Here is a 17,688-nt window from a genome sequence, read left to right on the forward strand (position 1 = left end):
TTCACGATGCATTTGATCCACTCTGTTCGTCCGAATTCCCCGTAGAGTCATTAAAAACTTGTAGACGTTCCTCAATATCCCCGCTGGTCCGTAGGGCGAAGCACTTACGAGCTTCTTCCTTGGCTGCTGATGCCGTTGTGTTCAGCACTCTGTGCTTCACACGCAACAGGGATTGTGGAGACATACTCAAATGGCGAATGCCAAGCTCCAGCCATAGCGGAATGGCACGTTCGTCCCCCGCCATCTCCCCGCACACACTCACATCAATGCCGGCTGTGTGAGCCGCATCTGCTGTGGCACGAAGCATCCGCAGAACAGCCGGATGATAGGGATGATACATATGGGCAATCTGTTCGTTCATTCGATCTACTGCCAGTACATATTGAACCAGATCATTCGTACCGATGCTGAAGAAGTCCGCTTCCTCAGCGAGCAGATCTGCAATCATCACTGCTGCTGGAACTTCAATCATGATCCCCACCTGAATATTAGGGTCGTAAGACAGTCCCCGCTCGTCCAGATCGGACATCGCCTCACGAAGAATCTCATTGGCCTGCTGAAGCTCTTCCACCGAAGAGATCATCGGATACATGATTTTGACATTACCGGCGGCACTGGCACGCAGAATGGCTGTAAGCTGTGTTTTGAACAGATCCTTGCGGTCCAGACTAATCCGAATGGCACGGTATCCCAGAAACGGATTGTCTTCCTCTGGAAGCTCAAAATAATCAAGCTGCTTGTCACCACCAATATCCAGTGTACGAATGACAACGGATTGGCCTGCTGTTTTCTCTGCCACAAGGCGGTATACCTCATATTGTTCTTGCTCTCCCGGGAATGTAGCCCGGTCCATATACAGGAACTCTGTCCGGAACAAGCCTACACCCTTCGCTCCATGTTTCAAAGCCATGTCCAGTTCCTTCACGGAACTGATATTGGAAGCAAGATGTAATACAGCCCCGTCTTTGGTTACAGCATCCACCGTTGCAAGCACCTGTAGCTGTTCCTTTTTCTTCAACTGTTTGCTGCGAAGCATCGTATAGCGTTCTATCGTCTTGCGGTCCGGATCGGTAAATACCAAGCCATTGTCACCATCTACCACAAGCATATCACCTGTCTCTACCGGCATGCCAAGACTCGCTTCCAGACCGGAAACGAGAGGAATGCCAAGTGCACGAGCCATAATTGCTGAATGTGATGTTTTCCCGCCAATTAAGGTTACAATGCCAAGCACATGAGTGGGATTAAGGTGTGCCAGTTGAGACGGCGACAGCTCTTTCGCAACAAGTACATAAGGTTGGGTATCCGAAGGAAGTGTAATCTCCGGTGCGCCGAGCAGATGCTTGAGCAGACGGTTACCCACATCCTTGATGTCAATAGCCCGCTCCTTCATATATTCGTCTTCCAGCAGGTCAAACATCGTAACAAAGTGGTCAATGGCTTCTTTCACCGCCACTTCTGCCGCCTTGTACTGACGCTCGATAATGCCTCGGATTTCGTTCATGAATACCGGATCTTCGAGGATGGCCAGATGTGCATCAAAAATACTGGACTCCTCGGGACCAACGACTTCCTTGAACTCATTCTTGATATATTCGATCTCATCCTTTGATGTCCGTATGCCCTCATACAGCCGTTCGAACTCCTGGGCGAGATCTACCGAATCCATCTTCTGATCCGGCAGATCCCATTCCCAACTGGGCAGGACAAATGCTTTGCCGATGGCTATGCCTGCAGCTCCGTTGATGCCTTGTATCTTCATTCTACCCCTCCAACGTTCCTGTCATAGAGCACCACGGACATAACGGATGCCTGACCTTTCTTAACTTGCTTAAATGGAGCAAAACTCCATGATTTTACACGATCCGGATTCGTAATTACCATGGGTGTTGTCAGTGACGCCGCTTGCTCGCGAAGTACCGCCAGATCAAACTTGATCAACAACTGCCCTGGCTCCACCGTATCGCCCTCCTGAACAAAAGCTTCAAAATGACCTTTCAACTGAGATGTATCGATGCCGATATGCAGTAACACCTCAAGCCCTTCACGGGTGGAAATCCCCAGGGCATGCATGGTCGGGTACAGATGCATAATCGTTCCATACACAGGTGATACCAGCTCTCCGCGTTCCGGGACAAAGGCTACCCCATCCCCGACAAGCTTGGCTGCAAAGATCTGATCTGGAACCTCTTCAATCGGTAGCATCTTACCCTGAACGGGAGCACAGAACAGAACCTGTTGCAGATCTCTTTCGAGCAGCTTCGCGATTTCTTCCCGGATCAATTCCGAGTAGGTACCGAATACCACCTGTACGTTACCGCCGCCCAGCTTGATCAGTCCGGCGGACCCCATACTCTTCATGGCCCCCGTGTCGATCAGTCGGTCATCATGCACAGTCAGGCGAAGGCGTGTAATACAGGCCTCAACCTGTACAATATTTCCTTTTCCACCCAATGCTTCGAGGATCAAAGGGGCCTGATAAGGAATGTTCCCTACCCAATCTTCCAGCATCGATCCCTCTTCACGTCCCGGTGTTGGAATCTTGAATGTACGAATCGCCCATCGGAACAGGAAGTAGTAAACCAGCCCATATAGTATGCCAACCGGAATGAGTTTCCAAGCATTCTCCGATAGATGGAAATTGAGTATGTAATCAATAATACCTGCGGAGTACGAAAAGCCGTGCCGGATATCGAGCCAGTAGCTGATCCACATGGCAACACCGGACATGACTGCATGCACGATGAACAGATAAGGTGCAGCGAACAAAAAAGCAAACTCAATCTGCTCGGATACCCCCGTCAGAAAACAAACGAGTGCTGATGTCAGAAAAGTTTTCTTGATCTTCGGTTTCAGATCTTCTCTGGCTTCCTGAATAATAGCGAAGGCTATCGCCGGAATAGCAAACATCATGATGGGAAACAAACCCGCCATAAAGAATCCTGCAGTTGGATCACCTGCAAAAAATCGGGGCAAATCCCCTTGCACAATGTTACCATCAGGCGTCTCAAAGGTTCCCAACTGGAACCAAAACACATTGTTAAGCAGGTGATGAAGTCCGAAAGCGACCAGCACCCTGTATAACACTCCATAGATGAACAGTCCAAACCCACCGAGACTGTATTCCCAAGTGGCAACGGCATTCAATCCATGTTGTAAAATCGGAGCGAGCCATAGCATAAAACAAGAGAACAGAGCCGAACAGAGTCCAACGATAAGCAAAACAAACCTTGAACCCCCGAAAAATTGTAAGATCTCGGGTAGTTTAATACTTTTGAACCGATTATGCATTCCCCCGGCAAGCGCGCCGAGTATGATTCCAATTAAGGAAGCGGGCTGAACGGTGCCGTCGCCGAAGTTGCGAGTCACCTGATCATATATCACGATACCAGCCAGCGCAGCGAGTCCCGCTTGCCCGGCCTGGTTGGAGAGTCCCAGGGCTACACCGACAGCGAACAGATACGGTAAAAAATAAAAAATACCGTGTCCGGCCACGGTAGACACTTCACCGACAACTTCCAATCCCCAGGCGTTCCAGGGCAGACTGCCCACACTGAGCAAAATTGCGGCGGCGGGAAGGACCATTGTAGGCAGCATTACCGCTCGTCCGAGCTGCTGCAAGGATCCGAGCCAATTCATGGCGACCTCTCCTTTCTATCCTAGATGGTAAGCTTTACGCAACGTTTTGTCAAAGCAAAACAGTAACCAATTGGTAATTAATACGGCAAAAATAGCACAGAAAAAATCCCGTCAACTTCAAGTTAACGGGATTCATCCTATATACATTCAATTGGGTGCGATCAGGAGATCATCAGATCACAGGTGAATGGGCTTCTTAGCCGCGTCCAGCGCCGCGCAGAACGATGGAATCCTCTACCTTGATACAACGATTCGTTACCGCTGTCATGCCGTTCTCCGCAGCAATCTGGACCGCTTCATCGCTATGGATGCCAAGCTGCAGCCACAGTACATTCGCTTTGATGGCAGCAGCGTCACGAGCCACATCCGCACAAAACTCCTCGCGGCGAAACACGTTAACAATGTCTACCGGCTCTGGAATATCCGCAAGCGTGGCATATACCGTCTCTCCGAGAATTTCCCCCTGTACCTGTGGGTTAACCGGGATGATGCGATAGCCTCTGCTCTGCATGGCTTCTGCTACCATATAGGATGTGCGATCCGATTTGTCTGATAAGCCGACGACTGCGATGTTGCCTGCCTTGCGCAAAAGTTGTCCAATTTCTTCACGAGTAGGGTTGTTAAATTCCATGTTCAAGCACCATCCTTTTCTGATTAAAAGTGCGTGTTCAAAAGACAGGTTTTCAGTTATTTTACTCTTTTACCCATTGAACCGAAGCGCCAAGCGCCTGCAAATGATCGAAATATTGCGGATAAGACTTGGCTACATGGTGTGCATCCCGAATACGAAGCGGTTCTTTGGAACGCAGTCCAACGACAGTGAGCGCCATAATTACGCGATGATCGTAGTGAGCGTTAATCTCAACGCCGCCTTCAACGCCTTCCGGACGTCCGTGTACAATAATCTCAGCCTGACGCTCTTCCACGTTCGCTCCTGCTTTCCGCAGTTCGTTCAAATAATCGGTGATTCGGTCACATTCCTTGTAGCGCAGGTTCTCTACATTATAGAACCGTGAGGTGCCTTCCGCAAACACAGCTGCGGCTACCATAGCCAAAACGGCGTCCGTCGCGGCATCCCCGTCGAATTCGATTGCTTTCAGTCTGCCATTGCCCTGAACATGAACCACATTGTTCTCATGTGTGAGTGGTACTTCCATCATGCGCAGCACGTCAACGATAGCACGTTCACCTTGTTTGCTCTGCTCCATCAAGCGCAAAATCTTCACATCAGACTGTGTAACCGCTGCTGCAGCAAGAACCGCTGCTGAGCCCGGGTAGTCTCCTTGAACCGTGTAGGTCGTTGGCTGGTAAGCCTGTCCACCTGGTACACGGAAAGACATGTAATCATCACTTGCATGGATAACGATGCCTGCCTGCTCCAACACTTCCAGGGTCTGTCCAATCACGACCTTGGACTTCAGGTCATTCAGCACTTCAATGGTGCTGTCTTCTGCAAGCAAAGGCGTAACAAACAACAATGCGCTCAGATATTGGGAACTAACGGAGCCGGATACTCGAATGTGCCCACCCTTGGCATTGCCGCCTTTGATCGTAATCGGCAAGCGCCCTTGTTCGTGCTGTACTTCTACACCCAGTTGACCCAGTGCATCAATCAGGTCATCATGCGGGCGTTTACCGAGCGAATCCGGATACGTATTCACAAAGGTAACTTCAGGACAGAGCGCCGTAACGCCCATCAGGAAACGAAGTACAGCACCCGCATTCCCTACATTCAATTCACGCACATCACGGGGATGACTGCCGAAGCCCTGAATCACAATCTTGCTGTCGTCTTCTTCAAGCACTGCCCCAAGATCGCGAATACATCTGCGCATAGCGTCACTGTCTTCACTGTGTGCGGGGAAATGAATGGTACTTGTGCCTTCTGCCAACGCAGCAGCCAGCAAATAGCGGGTAGTATAGTTTTTGGAGGACAGAGCTCCAATTTCCCCGTTCAGAGTAGGGGTTGGTTTAACAATAACGTCCATGGATGAAATTCTCCTTCATTGATTATATTGTCGCCAAATTGACATTCCGTACATCGCTTGGGTATCATTATAGGCGTTAAGTCCATACAGAAAAGAGGACCTGAATATGACACAAATAGCTGAAATTGAAACGTCTGAGCTGCGTCGCCGTTTACAGGCGGGAGAGAAGCTGCAGATGATAGACGTCCGCGAGGACGATGAAGTCGCGCAAGGCATGATCGAAGGAGCCAAGCATATCCCGCTTGGACAAATTCCGGACCGACTGTCTGAGATTGATAAGTCAGGCGAGATTATCATCATCTGTCGTAGCGGTTACCGCAGTGAACGTGCCTGTGAATATCTGCAACAACTCGGATATGAAGGCTGTACGAACATGGTCGGCGGCATGCTTCAATGGCAACAGGAAGACTAGAAAGAATCGGAGCTAAGACACTATAAATTCGTGATCTAGCCCACTCCTGCAAACGGGCCAATATGGCCCGTTTTCTTATATCCGCCGCCCTCTATCAAGCAACAAACTTCGACGATCACAAGCTTAGACGCGGTAATGTGCTAAAATTAAACGAGTCACTTCACCAGCGGATAACTCGGTTGTATCCACCGTATAATGCGCGAACCGATATGCATCTTTTCGTTCTTCCATAATCGTCTGAATGCGTTCCTCTGCATTGCCTGCGAGAAGCGGGCGATTGTCACAACCGCTAACACGCTCTACAATCACTGCCGGATCAGCAGTCAGGGCAACAACCCAACCATTCTTCGACATTACGTCACAATTATCCGAACGCAGCACTACACCACCGCCGGTCGCTATCACCTGTGACTTTTTCTCCAGTACCGAGCACAACATGCGACTCTCAGCATCACGGAAATACGTCTCGCCCTTGCCAGTGAACAGTTCTGGAATCGTACAGCCTTCCTCTTTCTCCACCGCGGCGTCCACATCAATCAATCGGTAACCAAGCTCGCGTGCAAGCATGTCAGCGACGGTTGATTTGCCGGTTCCCATCATGCCGATGAGAATAATATTGTTAGACTTGCTCAAGGTGTACACTCCTTTAATCCAAGCAATTCGTGAGCACTTTTGTCCTATCATAACACAGCCCTGCGGACTGGGAAAGACCATCGCCTTACGACTTCATTTCGAACATCCATGAATAACTTCCAAGGCAGATCAAGTAGCTTCCGCATCTTAAGGACGCAGATCATACTGAAGTACTTTCACAAATAACACGGCTGTATAAAACGAAAAGAGACCTGGCATTAACCGGCAATAACCGGAACGCCAAGCCTCTTTCGAGTCTCTCAACGGGCCAAAGCTCCTGCGTAAGGGCGCTTTACCAATCTCATCGACTCATATATGTGGTACTACTCATCCAATTGTGGTGGAAGCTGCCTTCTTTGTCCACACGTTTGAACGTGTGAGCACCGAAGTAGTCACGTTGCGCTTGCAGCAAGTTTGCTGGCAGACGCTCTGTACGATAGCTGTCGTAGTAAGACAATGCGCTGGAGAATCCAGGTACTGGAATACCTTGTTTTACAGCAGCCGCTATAACTTCACGCCATGCGCCTTGATAAGATTCAACGATGTTTTGGAAGTAAGGATCAAGCAGCAGGTTTTTGAGTTCTGCATCTTGGTCATATGCTTCTTTGATGTTTTGCAAGAACTGCGAACGGATGATGCAACCACCACGGAAGATCATGGCAATGTTGCCGTATTTCAGATCCCAGCCGTACTCATCGGAAGCTGCACGCATTTGTGCAAATCCTTGTGCGTAGGATACGATTTTACTTGCAAACAGCGCTTTACGCACGTTCTCGATGAATGCCTTTTTGTCGCCAGAGAATGCTTCCGTCGCTGGTCCACTCAGGATTTTGCTAGCTGCTACACGCTCGTCCTTCATCGCAGACAAGAACCGGGAGAATACGGATTCTGTAATCATGGACAATGGTACGCCGAGATCCAGCGCGCTTTGGCTTGTCCATTTACCTGTTCCTTTTTGTCCAGCAGCGTCCAGAATAACGTCAACCATTGGTTTTCCAGTTTCAGGATCGTATTTGGAGAAGATATCTGCTGTGATTTCGATCAGGTAACTATCCAGCTCCCCTTGGTTCCATTCCGTAAAGATTGCATGAAGCTCTTCAACGGAAACATTCAATACGGATTTGAGCAAGTGGTACGCTTCACCAATCAATTGCATGTCTCCGTACTCGATACCGTTATGCACCATTTTCACATAGTGTCCGGCACCGTCAGGTCCAATATATGTACAACACGGATCGTCACCGACTTTGGCCGAGATCGCCGTCAGGATCGGTTCAACCAGTTTATAAGCACTTTCCTGTCCACCCGGCATAATGGAAGGGCCTTTCAATGCGCCTTCTTCACCACCGGATACACCTGTACCGATGAATCGAATGCCTTTGTCTTCCAACTCTTTGCTGCGACGTTGCGTGTCAGGGAAGTATGCGTTCCCTCCATCAATGATGATGTCGCCCTCATCCAGGTGAGGAAGCAGTTGTTCAATGGTTGCGTCGGTCGCTTTGCCGGCTTGTACCATGATCAAAATTTTGCGCGGGGATTCCAGGGATGCTACGAACTCTTCAATGGAGAATGAGCCTGTCAGGTTTTTACCTTCAGCTTCTTTCAGAAGATCATTGGTTTTCTCCGGGGAACGGTTATATACCGATACCGAGAAACCTCTGCTTTCAATGTTAAGGGCCAAATTTTTGCCCATGACAGCCAGGCCAATTACGCCGATTTGTTGTTTTGTCATCTGGTCCTCCATCCTTTGCTCCAATTAATTTTATTGAAATAAATTCTCAACAATACTCCCATTTTAACGGTTTTATGTATAGAAGTGAACCCCGTGGCACAGTTACGCAACGAGAAAACACCCCAATCTGCTGAGGTGTTCATCGTATTTTCATAAATACGGCCTTGTCTTGATCAGCCTTCCAGCATTAACAAATGTCCAGACAGCTGTTTTAAGACTTCACGACAAGCATTTGCTTTTTCGATATTATCCATCTGCATGGCCGTGTACAGGCGCTCCAGCTCATCGTCCACTTCCATGCGCAACAACATCAGTCGCTCCTCGCCTTCGCGGGAGAGGAACATTTCTTCCATCTCTTCCGCCGTTGGCGCAGGTTCCTTTTGAAAAATGACACGCTGTTTGAACCCGGACACTTCAACGAGACGAATGACTTCACCGAACAAAATGTTCTCCACAGTCATCTGCTGATCCTTGAACCTCTTCACAACCGCATGCCCACGTGTATCTCCAATCAGCTTCTCCAACCACTCTGCAAGCTTGGCGTCCTTGATAATATAATCGCCTGTCATCTTATAGTTCCCACTGCGTGTCTGTTGAAAACGGAGCTTTACCAGCTTGCGGCCGGTACGGACAGACAGGATAAAAAAGGATTCGTCCTCGCTCCAATATAGTGAATACCCCTCACGAATAAGGTCTTTGATCAAATTTTGGATATGCCGACGGTTGAACCGCAGCTCCAGATTGCAATATTCAACTTCATAACTCTTATTCACGGCACTCCCTCCATCTGTACCGGATTTGCTCCGGCCCTCGTCTTCAATCGCTTCTACTCAATCGGCTTACCCTATTTTATACTTCATTTTATGTAAGGGTACTTGGTTATTTGACTATTTTTCACCGAAAGGACCTTTGGATTGCAGCTTTCCGCAGGCGCACAGGGGCGAGCCCCCGATTTTCATGATATAATGGACGCGAAATGGAGGTATGCAGATGACTTTCTCGGATTGGCACACTACATAAGGACATGAAGGATGAGGATTATGAAACAATCATGACCAAGCTGAAGACAGTGAAAAAAGCCGAGGTGATGTGCGGACTGCGTATTGATCGGGATGATCCGCTTGCCGCGGATGGGGACAAGTTCCTGGAAACGGCCCGTTCAACGTTCCAAACCTTGCTGCCGCTTTATAAAATGTCTTTGTCTTAAGCTAAGCAGCTATATATGTGCAAAGGATATTTGCACTGAATGACGTGGCGGGAACAACAACCGCCAAGTCAAAAGGGAGTTCCAGTAACCACGACGGTTGACGGAGCTCCCTTTTCTTTTTCTTATTTGGCTGGAGCGGTACGAAACGGATTTCGGGATAATACAAAGTGCACTACGGCAAGTCCTGCCATGACAATGGCACTCCCGATGAATGGAGCCGGATGGCTAACATGGTCCCACAGCAGCCCGGATACGATGGGGCCTACAACCATGCCTGATCCCTGCAATGTAAGGAAGAATCCCCAGATCGCTCCCCGCTCCCCTTTGGGAATCAGCGTAGCTACAAAAGCATTCCAGGCTGGCAAAATCATGGCATAACTGATCCCCACCAGCATGACAACGCCAAACACCACCGGAATAGACGTTATGGAGGAAAACGCGAACAGACTCGCGGCCGCCATCAAAAAACCAACGTTCAGGAACGGTTTCGTGCCGAACCTGTCTACCATTTTACCTACAGGCAGCAAGGCAATAACCGTTATTCCACCACCCGCAATCAGCAACAAACTGTATAGGTTCGGTGAAATCTGCAGGTCTGTGCGTGTATATAGCGTAATTACAGGACTGAGCAGCCCGATGACAAACGACTGCATAAATAAGGCAGGATACACGAGCGGATTGACATTAAGCGTACTGCGCACTCGTTGCAATGTGCCCTTTACACTCTTTTGCAGCCGGATGAACGGCGTGAGCAGATTCGGTTTGGCTGGATATTTCACATTTCCATTCTTCGCCGCTTGCTCGGCATGCTCTCCTTCGACAATGACACGTCCGGGCAGAATCATCGCTACCAGGATAACCAGTATGGCACACCCCATCAGCACGAGGAATATGGTTCGATAATCATGATGTGTACGCTCCAGCAACCAGTTCATGCCTACTGGTCCAAGCCCGGTTCCGCCCAGAGCAGCCATCTCCAGTGCACCCATCGCTGTACCATTCTTGTTCTGCGGGCCTGACATCGCAGTTACCCCTGTCATGGCGCAAGGCCAAAGCGGTGACGTACCAATGCCAAGGATCAGACAGGCCATGGCCAGTCCAAAGGCACTTTTAAGAAAAAGGATCATAATTACAGCGATTAAGGTACAGATTAGTGCTGTGACCATCGTTGCACGGAATCCGATCCGTTCTGCTGCCCAGCCGGAAGGTGCCCGGAACAGATTATCTCCCAGATATTGAAGAGCAAACGCCACACCGATGACACCAGCGGATAGTCCCAGAATATTGTCCATATACACGGGCAGAACAGCTACCAACAGGGCCCCTTTGATAATTTCAATTAGAAAAAGTGTCAGCCACATCGCGATAAAAAATGGTGATCGCAAAATTTTGGCTGGTTTCGTATCGGTTTGCATTCTTTTTCCCCTTTCGGCGTTCATTTGCCTATCCCCTATCCATAGTGTAACCCTGGGGAATGTGACCAAATCTCGGCAATTTAAAAAATTGTCGATTATACTGCTTGCATTCGGTTCTTAATTTGCTATACTCAACTTTGTTTACCAATTTTATTAGGAAGGGTTGTGACAGCACTGATGAATCACCACCGTACGCCGCTGTTTACCGCTTTAAAAAATCATGCGGCACTCAATCCGGTACAGTTTCATATTCCGGGCCATAAAAAAGGATTGGGAGCGGATACTGAATTCCGTGAATTTATTGGCGATAATGCCTTCTCCATAGATTTGATTAACATCGCACCGCTGGATGACTTGCATCAGCCAACCGGTGTCATTCAGGAAGCACAGATCCTGGCAGCAGATGCCTTCGGAGCCGATTATACCTATTTTAGTGTACAAGGCACAAGCAGTGCCATCATGACCATGATTCTGTCTGTATGCTCACCGGGTGACAAAATTATTGTGCCCCGTAATGTGCATAAATCGGTTCTGTCCGCCATTATTTTCTCAGGCGCGAAGCCCGTATTTGTCTCTCCTTCCCAAGATGCCAATCTGGGCATTGACCATGGAGTGACCACACAGTCTATCCGCCGCGCACTTGAACGTCATCCGGATGCCAAGGCATTGCTGGTGATTAACCCGACCTATTACGGTGTGGTAACCGATCTGAAAGAGATTGTCGAACTGGCACACAGCTATCAAGTCCCTGTGCTTGTGGATGAAGCACATGGCGTACTCATTCATTTCCATGAGGATCTGCCGTTGTCAGCGATGGCAGCAGGTGCCGATATGGCTGCAACCAGTGTTCACAAGCTTGGTGGCTCCATGACGCAGAGCTCTGTACTCAACCTGAACACGAAGAACGGGTTCGTGAATCCACAGCGTGTACAGACGATCCTGAGCCTTCTCACTTCAACATCAACTTCATATATTTTGCTCGCTTCACTCGACACATCCAGACGTAATCTGGCCCTCAACGGTCGTGAAATTGCTCAAAAGGCGATTGAATTGGCTGATTTCGCCAGACGTTCGATTAACGATATGGACGGACTATATTGCTTCGGCAAAGAGCTGCTGGGTACAGAAGCTACCTTCAATTATGATCCCACCAAAGTAACGATCCATGTCCGCCATCTGGGCATCACAGGATATGAGACAGAGAACTGGCTGCGCGAACATTACAACATCGAGGTCGAACTTAGTGATATGTACAATATTCTGTGTCTCATCACCCCAGGAGATACGGATGACAGCGTGGATATCTTGCTGAACGCTTTGCAGGATCTCTCCCGTACCTATTATCAAGTGAACCCGGCGCATGAACTGGTGGTTAAAGTTCCGGATATTCCACAGTTGATGCTGACTCCACGGGATGCATTCTATGGTGATACCGAAGTGATTCCATTCAAGGAATCCGCAGGACGTATTATTTCGGAATTCATCTATGTCTATCCGCCAGGAATTCCAATCCTGTTACCGGGTGAGGTTATTACCCAAGAGAACATCGATTATATCATCGACCATGTCGAAGTTGGATTACCTGTCAAAGGGCCCGAAGATCGCAGCGTAACCAACGTTAAAGTGATCGTGGAAGCCGATGCCATTTTCTAAAACAACTCCATTACCCTGTGAATGGAATGAACTTGAAGGACCAAGCCTTAAGCTTGGTCCTTTTTTATTTTATGAGACAAGCAAGTTTGCATTTTTCCGTCTATTTTTCTGACCATACGGGCTTGATAATGCTCGAATACCTCTTGAAAACAAACAAAAGGCCCCTTGAAATCAAGGAGCCTTCATGCTATGTTCCAAAAGATTGACTATTCTTGTGATGCAACGAGTTCGTTGTAAGCCGCTTCAACGCGGTTCCACTCTTCTTCGTCTTCAATATTGTAGAGCACCATTTCCTCGTCTTCTTCTTCCATACGCAGGATGATGCCGTCAGCTTCAGGATTGTTACGTTCCAGCAGGAGCGCATAAACATGCTTCTCCACGTCAAACGTCTCCACCAAAACCATTTCCACGTCCTGGCCGTTCTCGTCTGTTAATGTGAGAAGGACTTCTTCATGCTCGTGGTCGTGGTCGTGGTCTTGCCCGCATCCGCAGCCATCGCCGTGTTCATGTGTGTGATCGCTCATTGAAATACCTCGCTTTTTAAATAGAAATTGTGTAACCTTGCATATCGTAACATGTTCATTGAGCCAGGTCAATTTAAAAGGGCAGCGTTACTTTCGCTTCAATCGTTCAGCGCTGTAATGATTTTCTCCGCTACCAGGACGTAGTTACTGTTTGCATTTTCTTTAATATGAAAACCGACTTGGTACTTGCCAGCACGACTGAAATCATACGTAAAATCATATGTGCGGAACCAGAAATTATCCTTCTGCGTTGTAAGCTCCTGTGACTGGATATCCTTCACCTGACCGCTTGGATTGGTGATGGTTACTTTCACGGCAGCTACATCTGCTGTTAAACTGTCCACTTGTGAAAATACATTGAATTTCAGTTTACCCACGTTAACGTTACCAAATACAGTGTCTCCCTTGAAGAGAAAAATATGTACATTCGGTTTAATCACCGTTACTCTCTTGTTACTGCTATCCCATTTGACGACGCCTCCGGCTTCCCTTACAGGTACATAGGTCGTTCCATCAATGAGGTAACCTCCGTCAGCTGCTTCCTTGCCGTTAATGAGAACTCGAATCTTCTCGTTCACCGAATCCGCAAACAATAAAGACCCGCCGAGCAAGGAGAATACCGTGACACACAGCAATATTCGTTTCCATTTCATCCCGTCAATATTCCCTCCCCTGCTGCTAGCTGTTGTACATTTATACTGCAGATTCATCCACAAAGTTGCGCTGTTTTTCATCATTTTTCATTTTTTATCCAACATTTTTTCCACCCATTGGAATACGCAAAAAGAGGCAATCCTCATTAAAGGATGCCCCTATCCTATTATTGTTATATATACGGGATTACATGAAGAGTTACGAAGAAGTATGGCGGGTCAGTATACAGGGAACACCTTTACCTACAGCCCCTTCAATTCTCATCCGTGCAGCGTACTCCATTCCTCGTGTACATGGTGTTTTACATCTCTCGCATACATCCGAAGTGACCAACTTCATGGACACACGAATTTTGTCACTCTTCAGCGCGGGAGCTTTCTTTCCTTTTGCCTTTGCCATCCCGGATTCCCCATTTCCCCAAGTGCTTACTGATGTAATGCATCATATGGGGATTCGCCCGGTTGTGTGTCTATTTAGAAAACGTATTTAAATAATAAGAATATGACTAGAAGGATGCCTGCTAGAATGAGCCAATTACTAATTTCATACCAGATGCTCTTCCCTCCGGACAGGTATTTCTGTTCATTTTCCTGATGACGCTGACGGTGGGTATCAGTCTCAGAGCCATGGGGTGGTTTGCTAAAATCCATCATAAGTACATTCCCCTTTCAGCAGCTTTGTTTAATCCTTACACCATTATAACCCATATTAGAGGGAGAATTTGATTCTTCTGCAGAAAATACCAAAAAAAACCTCCGATTTCTCGGAGGTTTCTAATCAACTATACATAGTATCAATGTTTACGCCAGTTCCACGTTAACATTCACGTTCCCTTTGATTCCTTTGGAATATGGGCAGTAGTCATGGGCAAGTTTCACAAACTTCTGTGCTGTCTCCTCATCCAGACCGAGAATTTTAACTTCCAAATCTACTTGAAGCTTCACGCCATTATCCTCAGAGTCCGTCACCAACATTACGGTTGCAGCTACGGTACTTCTTTCAATTTCAACTTTGTGTTTCTTCAATTGGAACTCCAGCGCGGAGTTAAAACAAGCACTATACCCTGCTGCAAACAGCTGCTCCGGATTCGTAGCCGTCGTTACCTCGCCTCCAAGTTCAGGGGGGGCAGCGACATCCAACATAAACACGTTATCTGGAGATTGTACGATTCCTTGACGACCACCTGTATTAATTACTGTAGTTTCATATAATGTTTTCATGTGTAAGACTCCTTTTCGAATTTAATTTTATTGGTTAAACATGATTTCTTGTTTTTTGTTTTGCTAACAATTTGATTGTACACAATTTGATTGTGTTTGTAAATTATTATTTGAAACAAAAAAAAAAGAAGCCGCTTACATAGCGACTTCTAAATATACTTTTTATCGTTAGGACAGATCATACATATTTATACTCACGAACAGCTTTTATCGCTTTATTCTCTTCGTCATTCCAATCGTAAATCTCTCAAATCCGAGTTTTTCGTAGTAGGTTGCCAAACCTTCGGTGCACATCAATTGTGGAATCACCTTATTTTTCTCACAATGTTCAATGATTCGTGTTAACAACTCCTTACCGATTCCTCGGGATTGGTAGTCAGGCAGAATACCTACTCCACATATGATGCCTGTGATGACCCCATCGGATATTACGCGCCCCATACCGACCAAGCGCTGTTGGTCATACGCATATAATGCATACCAGCTCTGTCTGCACATACGCTCCAACTCATCAAGGGTTAGGTTCAGCGAGTTCCATCCCAAAGCTTCATATAAAGTTAGTAACTGCTCAACATTTTCAAGTGATTCTGCTGAATAATATATCGTGTTCATCGTCAAATGCCTCCCTAACCTGTCTAACCAATCAGTTACTCCAGATATCGACCTTCACCTGTGCACATTTGAAATACTTCGCCTCTGCCGGGCTTGTTGTCAATTTTAACAGACATTGCAGGTTTCCATGTTGGAACAGTCCACCGCTGAGATCAGCAGCAACACCGCCGTATTGGTCATCTGCACCAAGCCATACAGACGGTCTCTCGAACCCAGCTGAGAACTGTAATCCGGTACAGAGCAGCACAGTGAGATTTTTACGGTTCTGTGCCTCATCTCCTGCTACGCCATGTGTGGTGAAGAACACCATGTTTTGCTTGAAATCGGTGTACGTTCCGTCTGCTTTATAGGCACGAACCATACCATACTTCTGATTGACGTTCTGAAAAAAGGTGATTCCTGCTTTGCTATCCTTTGATTTAATGCCGACCTGAACCGAGATACCAATATTCCCGTTCAATTGTAGCGCTTCCAAGGTGAACGCAATAGCGGTTACTTTCGAGCTATCAATCAGATGCTTCATTTTCAACTCTGCGGATGCTCCTGCCGTTGCCGCTGTTGTGACTGTAATGGTTCCTCTATCAGGCAAAGGCTCAAACGTTGGTGTACCCACCACCTCAAGCCAGTCCGGTAACGTTCCGTGAAGGAAATCGGCCACAAGCTGTTTGTGGACCTTGCCGAAGGGGACGATCTGACCCGCTGCATCACGTATAACCATCTCTACACCCCCACCGAATAGGCTACACCGATATTATGATCGGTATTGTAATACACGTACACTACACCGTCCATAACAGACACCATCATGGATTGCATGTTCGTCGTTTCCCAGGTCAATGCCGGAAAATGTATATCTGAAGGTTTATCCAGCAGCTGTCGAAAGTCTGCGCTGATCCTGGCGATCGCAGGCCGGGCTACGGTCGCAGCCCCACCTGAAGCATAAGCTGACAACATGCCTAGCCACCACATGCTTCCTTTATACATAAATACACCAGCATTGGATCTCGAAATGTTCTCTGCCGCAGTTAAAGTGGCATCATTACCACCCAATAATGGTCTGGGATCAGCTAACCAGCAGCGCCCGTCATGAGAATGCCAGATACATTTACGGCCAAAGTCACCCCCGCCCATAACCGAGAAACCGATCCATTTGCCGCCATTTCTGAAGCATGAGAAGTATCCGGTATGCCCATCACCCGGAAAACCAGGAGGTTTATCCAAAATCAAACCTACTCTTGTCCAATTGATCATGTCCACAGATGTCGCAAGTGCGGTTGATTGATTAATCCCCAGCCCGTTTTGTTGATAATACATGAAGAATAATTGTTCAACATCGTTCCAGATTACAAATGGAGTTTCCGTCGAATTCCCAACCACAGTATCCAGATATACCTGTCCATGTTTCGTCCATGGTCCTGTCGGGCTGTTCGAGTAGGCTAGTCCAATTCCTCCGATATGATTATGATTAGTAGAATACGTGGCATAATAATCAGCCTTGGCATCGGGGATAAGCCCTTTTACCTTGATCGCCCGAAACCAATAGATCGATTGAAGTCCCGCCATTGCAGCGGTATACATAGGATTGTCCATTTTTTTATCAAATTGAGGCGTGTGCATCAGTCGGGATTCTGCATCGCAATAATCGTAAGGCGAAGTGACACTGTTGGCTGTGACATTAGCAGTCAGTTCTGCCTGGATATTTTTTTCAACCATTGACATGTTACACAACCTCCTTTACGTGCAGGGTGACAATGTCCAATGGAGAGAAGTATACTAATTCCAATGTGCCTTTTAGTAGATATGAGGAATCAACAACATTACCCTCATTCGCAGCTGGCCCCTGAATAACACGAATGATAGAGCGAATGCCTGTAATATATGAATACGCTTTCATTTTGTTGATTCCTTTACTTTCCTTACCGTTGTGATCAGTGACTGTCCCTTTCCATGGCATGCCCGGATAATGTTGATCCTTCATATTAATCCCTCCTATTGTTTT

General features: G+C 47.5%; 19 protein-coding genes. 3 read left to right on the forward strand and 16 right to left on the reverse strand.

The window, feature by feature from the left end:
• Position 1: 1 nt before the first annotated feature.
• The 4 genes from ptsP to aroA form a co-directional block, all read right to left on the reverse strand.
• A complete protein-coding gene (gene ptsP, locus M1D71_RS19495; protein WP_458123290.1) occupies positions 2 to 1,762 on the reverse strand; it encodes a phosphoenolpyruvate--protein phosphotransferase in 1,761 nt (586 codons plus the stop codon).
• Positions 1,759 to 3,639: a glucose PTS transporter subunit IIA gene (locus M1D71_RS19500; protein ID WP_458123291.1), complete on the reverse strand. Its 1,881-nt coding sequence runs from the start codon at positions 3,637 to 3,639 to the stop codon at positions 1,759 to 1,761. The genes ptsP and M1D71_RS19500 overlap by 4 nt, the downstream gene beginning before the upstream one ends.
• Positions 3,640 to 3,835: 196 nt before the next feature.
• Positions 3,836 to 4,270 carry a CoA-binding protein gene (locus tag M1D71_RS19505; protein WP_017687409.1) on the reverse strand — a complete coding sequence of 145 codons (435 nt, stop codon included), beginning with the start codon at positions 4,268 to 4,270 and terminating at the stop codon, positions 3,836 to 3,838.
• Between the two features lie 61 nt (positions 4,271 to 4,331).
• A complete protein-coding gene (gene aroA, locus M1D71_RS19510) occupies positions 4,332 to 5,627 on the reverse strand; it encodes a 3-phosphoshikimate 1-carboxyvinyltransferase (RefSeq protein ID WP_366348987.1) in 1,296 nt (431 codons plus the stop codon).
• A gap of 106 nt (positions 5,628 to 5,733) precedes the next feature.
• On the opposite strand from aroA, the gene M1D71_RS19515 reads away from it, so the two are divergent.
• Entirely contained in the window at positions 5,734 to 6,039 is a 306-nt protein-coding gene (locus tag M1D71_RS19515; RefSeq protein ID WP_145322898.1) for a rhodanese-like domain-containing protein, read from the forward strand.
• 123 nt (positions 6,040 to 6,162) lie between these two features.
• On the opposite strand, the gene M1D71_RS19520 is transcribed toward M1D71_RS19515, so the two are convergent.
• From M1D71_RS19520 to M1D71_RS19530, 3 genes are all read right to left on the reverse strand, one after another.
• Positions 6,163 to 6,672, reverse strand: coding sequence for a shikimate kinase (locus M1D71_RS19520; RefSeq protein ID WP_260871033.1), 510 nt, complete (start codon positions 6,670 to 6,672; stop codon positions 6,163 to 6,165).
• A gap of 301 nt (positions 6,673 to 6,973) precedes the next feature.
• Positions 6,974 to 8,404, reverse strand: a complete 1,431-nt coding sequence (gndA, locus tag M1D71_RS19525; RefSeq protein WP_458123292.1) for an NADP-dependent phosphogluconate dehydrogenase — start codon at positions 8,402 to 8,404, stop codon at positions 6,974 to 6,976.
• A 173-nt stretch (positions 8,405 to 8,577) separates the two neighbouring features.
• On the reverse strand, positions 8,578 to 9,177 hold the full coding sequence (locus M1D71_RS19530; protein WP_145322902.1) for a hypothetical protein: 600 nt from the start codon (positions 9,175 to 9,177) through the stop codon (positions 8,578 to 8,580).
• 278 nt (positions 9,178 to 9,455) lie between these two features.
• Between M1D71_RS19530 and M1D71_RS19535 the strand changes: the two genes are divergently transcribed.
• Entirely contained in the window at positions 9,456 to 9,611 is a 156-nt protein-coding gene (locus M1D71_RS19535; RefSeq protein WP_458123293.1) for a DUF1054 family protein, read from the forward strand.
• A gap of 122 nt (positions 9,612 to 9,733) precedes the next feature.
• On the opposite strand, the gene M1D71_RS19540 is transcribed toward M1D71_RS19535, so the two are convergent.
• Positions 9,734 to 11,026 (reverse strand): MFS transporter, encoded by a 1,293-nt coding sequence (locus M1D71_RS19540; protein WP_458123294.1) that lies wholly within the window; start codon positions 11,024 to 11,026, stop codon positions 9,734 to 9,736.
• Between the two features lie 177 nt (positions 11,027 to 11,203).
• On the opposite strand from M1D71_RS19540, the gene M1D71_RS19545 reads away from it, so the two are divergent.
• On the forward strand, positions 11,204 to 12,679 hold the full coding sequence (locus M1D71_RS19545; RefSeq protein WP_458127300.1) for an aminotransferase class I/II-fold pyridoxal phosphate-dependent enzyme: 1,476 nt from the start codon (positions 11,204 to 11,206) through the stop codon (positions 12,677 to 12,679).
• Positions 12,680 to 12,885: 206 nt separating this feature from the next.
• Here the strand turns inward: M1D71_RS19545 and M1D71_RS19550 are convergent, their stop codons facing one another.
• The 8 genes from M1D71_RS19550 to M1D71_RS19585 all read right to left on the reverse strand — a co-directional run bounded on the left by M1D71_RS19550 (position 12,886) and on the right by M1D71_RS19585 (position 17,667).
• Positions 12,886 to 13,203, reverse strand: a complete 318-nt coding sequence (locus M1D71_RS19550; protein ID WP_036614722.1) for a DUF1292 domain-containing protein — start codon at positions 13,201 to 13,203, stop codon at positions 12,886 to 12,888.
• 98 nt (positions 13,204 to 13,301) lie between these two features.
• Complete coding sequence (locus tag M1D71_RS19555; RefSeq protein WP_278298976.1) at positions 13,302 to 13,856, reverse strand: copper amine oxidase; 555 nt, start codon at positions 13,854 to 13,856, stop codon at positions 13,302 to 13,304.
• Between the two features lie 199 nt (positions 13,857 to 14,055).
• Positions 14,056 to 14,256 carry a hypothetical protein gene (locus M1D71_RS19560; protein WP_458123295.1) on the reverse strand — a complete coding sequence of 67 codons (201 nt, stop codon included), beginning with the start codon at positions 14,254 to 14,256 and terminating at the stop codon, positions 14,056 to 14,058.
• A 401-nt stretch (positions 14,257 to 14,657) separates the two neighbouring features.
• Complete coding sequence (locus tag M1D71_RS19565) at positions 14,658 to 15,077, reverse strand: organic hydroperoxide resistance protein (protein ID WP_458123296.1); 420 nt, start codon at positions 15,075 to 15,077, stop codon at positions 14,658 to 14,660.
• A gap of 207 nt (positions 15,078 to 15,284) precedes the next feature.
• Complete coding sequence (locus M1D71_RS19570) at positions 15,285 to 15,689, reverse strand: GNAT family N-acetyltransferase (RefSeq protein WP_458123297.1); 405 nt, start codon at positions 15,687 to 15,689, stop codon at positions 15,285 to 15,287.
• A 31-nt stretch (positions 15,690 to 15,720) separates the two neighbouring features.
• Entirely contained in the window at positions 15,721 to 16,407 is a 687-nt protein-coding gene (locus M1D71_RS19575) for a hypothetical protein (protein ID WP_458123298.1), read from the reverse strand.
• Positions 16,408 to 16,409: 2 nt separating this feature from the next.
• On the reverse strand, positions 16,410 to 17,408 hold the full coding sequence (locus M1D71_RS19580; RefSeq protein WP_458123299.1) for a hypothetical protein: 999 nt from the start codon (positions 17,406 to 17,408) through the stop codon (positions 16,410 to 16,412).
• A gap of 1 nt (position 17,409) precedes the next feature.
• Complete coding sequence (locus M1D71_RS19585; RefSeq protein WP_458123300.1) at positions 17,410 to 17,667, reverse strand: hypothetical protein; 258 nt, start codon at positions 17,665 to 17,667, stop codon at positions 17,410 to 17,412.
• Between the last annotated feature and the right edge of the window lie 21 nt (positions 17,668 to 17,688).

This window comes from Paenibacillus sp. Z3-2 (assembly GCF_054161325.1).

Excerpts from the sequence above, each read along its gene's own strand:
- ptsP (WP_458123290.1), bottom strand. The coding sequence starts at position 1,762 with ATGAAGATACAAGGCATCAACGGAGCTGCAGGCATAGCCATCGGCAAA.
- M1D71_RS19500 (WP_458123291.1), bottom strand. The coding sequence starts at position 3,639 with ATGAATTGGCTCGGATCCTTGCAGCAGCTCGGACGAGCGGTAATGCTG.
- M1D71_RS19505 (WP_017687409.1), bottom strand. The coding sequence starts at position 4,270 with ATGGAATTTAACAACCCTACTCGTGAAGAAATTGGACAACTTTTGCGC.
- aroA (WP_366348987.1), bottom strand. The coding sequence starts at position 5,627 with ATGGACGTTATTGTTAAACCAACCCCTACTCTGAACGGGGAAATTGGA.
- M1D71_RS19515 (WP_145322898.1), top strand. The coding sequence starts at position 5,734 with ATGACACAAATAGCTGAAATTGAAACGTCTGAGCTGCGTCGCCGTTTA.
- gndA (WP_458123292.1), bottom strand. The coding sequence starts at position 8,404 with ATGACAAAACAACAAATCGGCGTAATTGGCCTGGCTGTCATGGGCAAA.
- M1D71_RS19535 (WP_458123293.1), top strand. The coding sequence starts at position 9,456 with ATGACCAAGCTGAAGACAGTGAAAAAAGCCGAGGTGATGTGCGGACTG.
- M1D71_RS19540 (WP_458123294.1), bottom strand. The coding sequence starts at position 11,026 with ATGCAAACCGATACGAAACCAGCCAAAATTTTGCGATCACCATTTTTT.
- M1D71_RS19545 (WP_458127300.1), top strand. The coding sequence starts at position 11,204 with ATGAATCACCACCGTACGCCGCTGTTTACCGCTTTAAAAAATCATGCG.
- M1D71_RS19550 (WP_036614722.1), bottom strand. The coding sequence starts at position 13,203 with ATGAGCGATCACACACATGAACACGGCGATGGCTGCGGATGCGGGCAA.
- M1D71_RS19555 (WP_278298976.1), bottom strand. The coding sequence starts at position 13,856 with ATGAAATGGAAACGAATATTGCTGTGTGTCACGGTATTCTCCTTGCTC.
- M1D71_RS19560 (WP_458123295.1), bottom strand. The coding sequence starts at position 14,256 with ATGGCAAAGGCAAAAGGAAAGAAAGCTCCCGCGCTGAAGAGTGACAAA.
- M1D71_RS19565 (WP_458123296.1), bottom strand. The coding sequence starts at position 15,077 with ATGAAAACATTATATGAAACTACAGTAATTAATACAGGTGGTCGTCAA.
- M1D71_RS19570 (WP_458123297.1), bottom strand. The coding sequence starts at position 15,689 with ATGAACACGATATATTATTCAGCAGAATCACTTGAAAATGTTGAGCAG.
- M1D71_RS19575 (WP_458123298.1), bottom strand. The coding sequence starts at position 16,407 with ATGGTTATACGTGATGCAGCGGGTCAGATCGTCCCCTTCGGCAAGGTC.
- M1D71_RS19580 (WP_458123299.1), bottom strand. The coding sequence starts at position 17,408 with ATGTCAATGGTTGAAAAAAATATCCAGGCAGAACTGACTGCTAATGTC.
- M1D71_RS19585 (WP_458123300.1), bottom strand. The coding sequence starts at position 17,667 with ATGAAGGATCAACATTATCCGGGCATGCCATGGAAAGGGACAGTCACT.